Annotated in this window: 4 protein-coding genes; all 4 read right to left on the bottom strand. The window is 70.6% G+C overall.

Annotated elements, in window-relative coordinates; translation table 11 throughout:
- Positions 1 to 34 precede the first annotated feature (34 nt).
- On the bottom strand, positions 35 to 679 hold the full coding sequence (locus tag M3498_10370) for a hypothetical protein (protein ID MDQ3459686.1): 645 nt from the start codon (positions 677 to 679) through the stop codon (positions 35 to 37).
- 170 nt (positions 680 to 849) lie between these two features.
- The gene (locus M3498_10365) at positions 850 to 1,290 is read right to left on the bottom strand and encodes a DNA-binding protein (GenBank protein ID MDQ3459685.1); all 441 of its coding nucleotides are present in this window, start codon (positions 1,288 to 1,290) and stop codon (positions 850 to 852) included.
- Between the two features lie 57 nt (positions 1,291 to 1,347).
- Complete coding sequence (locus M3498_10360; GenBank protein ID MDQ3459684.1) at positions 1,348 to 1,902, bottom strand: hypothetical protein; 555 nt, start codon at positions 1,900 to 1,902, stop codon at positions 1,348 to 1,350.
- A partial coding sequence (locus M3498_10355; protein MDQ3459683.1) for a sensor histidine kinase occupies positions 1,895 to 2,180 on the bottom strand: 286 nt, incomplete at its 5' end. The genes M3498_10355 and M3498_10360, both read right to left, overlap by 8 nt.

Genomic DNA, 2,180 nt, shown 5'->3' with positions numbered 1-2,180 from the left:
GGTTATGGTCGTCCTGGTCTGTGGCCGTCCCGGTTTATGGCCTTCCCGGCCGCCCTGGGGGCGGTCCGCCGGGAGGCGGGCCAGCGGGTCTACCCACTCCGGGCGGCGGTCCGGCGGGGCTGCCGTTGTCGCCCTCCTCAGCGCCCGGCGCGCGGAAGTGCGCATTGATGCCGAGGTTGAAGGGGTCACCGCCGCTGCTCTGTCCGCGCCCCCGGAAGTGAAGGTTCGCCTTGCCGCCCTCGTCGGTAGCAGCGAGTTCGTAGCTTCCGCTCACGGTGAAGCTGGCGCTCTCGCCGGGTGCTACGGTGATCGGCAGGCCGGACGCCGCGCCCGTGGCAGCAGGCGCCTGACCTCTGGGCCGCGGCGAGGTGCGAACCAGGTCGAGACGGTCGATGGTCACGGTGCGGGCGCTGCCCGCGGCGCTCGAGACGGTGACGGTGAACGCGTAGCCGCCCCGAGCCGGCACATCCTCGAAAAGAAACGAGCTGGTCCAGGTCAGCGTGACGCCCGGCGTGACTTCTTTGGTGCTCTCGTCTGTGGCCGCGCCGTCCTGGCTGGCGAGCGCCGCGACGGTTGCCGGACTTTCCGCGAGGCTGGCGCAGCCCGAGATAATCAGCAGTATGGCCGCTGCCCCGAGCCATCCGTAGGTATGGATACCTCTCTTATGGATACTTCGCATCTTACAGCCCCTTTCGCTGTGTCGGCTGCACGTGGTGTTGGCTACACGTGAACGTTTGGTCTGGATGCTGATTGCTATCGCCTCCTCACCGTGGTTTGCCTACTACCCTAGAGCAGGAACCTGAAGGGAGGCTGAAATCCCTCCGCCACGCCGGGCCGTCGGAGCTCGGCTCAGGGACGGCCGGGAGGGGAGGGTGGTGTGGAGGGGGCGCCGGCCGGGGGGCCCTGTCTGCCCCAGGGCGGCCCGGCCCAGGGCGGCGAGCCCATGCTCGGACGGATGTCCATGACCGCGCCGTCCTCACGGGTGACGCTAAAGGCCTCGAAGCCGCCGTTCTTGGGCCGACCGACCACGCTCACCGCCTCGCCGAGGCGGAGGTTCAAGGGCTGCCACCAGGGCGGCCCGGCGTCGATGAGGATGACGCCGGTCTCGTCCTCGAGCGCGAAGGTATTGCCCATGACGGCGACGACGTTGCCGGAGAGGCTGAAGGACTCCAGCGCCCGCAGGTCGCCGATGGCGGTCTGGTTCGTTTGGGCCAGGGCGGCACTCAAGAAGGCGAGCGCGGCGACGAGGGGCAGGTATCTCAAAGCCAGGTTCTTCAAAGCGTTGTGCATCTTACTCTCCTTTCAAGAACCAGGGTAGGGGCGCTGGCTGAAACGAGGCTGAAACGTTTAGGGGTAGCGCCAGGGGCTCCGCGCGTGTTCATCCTGCCAGTCCGACATGTCCCTCGGCTCGAGCGCGCGGCTTAGCTGCATCTCGCCGACCGAGCGGCCCCGGTAGACGAGCAGCAGCCGGTAACCCTCGCCCTCGTCAAGGACCAGATTAGCCAGCGAAAGCTCGCCGAGCACCCTGTCCCTGACATGGGCGAGGACGCCTTCCGGGGAGAGGCGGGGCGGCAGCGGGGGCACGCGCGTCTCGAAGCCGAGCGGCAGCGGTTGCAGGCCCCTGGGGTGAAGGGCGAGCCGGGCGAAGGCCCGTCCGCCCTGGCCGAGCCGCAGTTCGACGGGCCTGGGCCGCGGCGGGCCCCCGCCGCGTCTCGGGGCGAGTTGGTAGAGGGCGACGGGCTCGAGCGTCTCTAAGAGCGTGGTCGCCGCGCTCAAGACCTCGGCCGCCTCTTCGGGGGAAAGGGCAAGGCCGGGCTGGGCGAGGCCGGTGCCGAGCAGCCCCGCCACGAGCAGCCCCGCCACGAGCAGCCCCGCCACGAGGCGCGCGAGGGGCCTAGCCATCGCCGCGCTCCGGCAGAGGAAAGTCGAGGCTCACCGCGGCGCCGCCCGCCGGGCTGCGGCCGAGCTCGAGGCCGCCGCCGTGGACGTCCATCACCGCCCTGACGATGCTGAGGCCCAGCCCCGAGCGCCCCTCCTCCGCCCAGTCCGGTACCCCTGCGCCGAAGCCCTCGCCGCCGTCTTCCAGGTGCAGGCGGGTGTAGCCGCCGCCGCGCTCCACCCACAGTCGGTAGGGCGGGGCGCCGTGACGGCGGGTATTGTCGAGGAGGGTGTGCAGGGCC

The sequence above is a fragment of the Deinococcota bacterium genome (assembly GCA_030858465.1).
GTDB lineage: Bacteria > Deinococcota > Deinococci > Deinococcales > Trueperaceae > JALZLY01.
The sequence above is the reverse complement of the archived record's forward strand: the minus strand, read 5'-3'. Positions and strand labels throughout refer to the sequence as shown.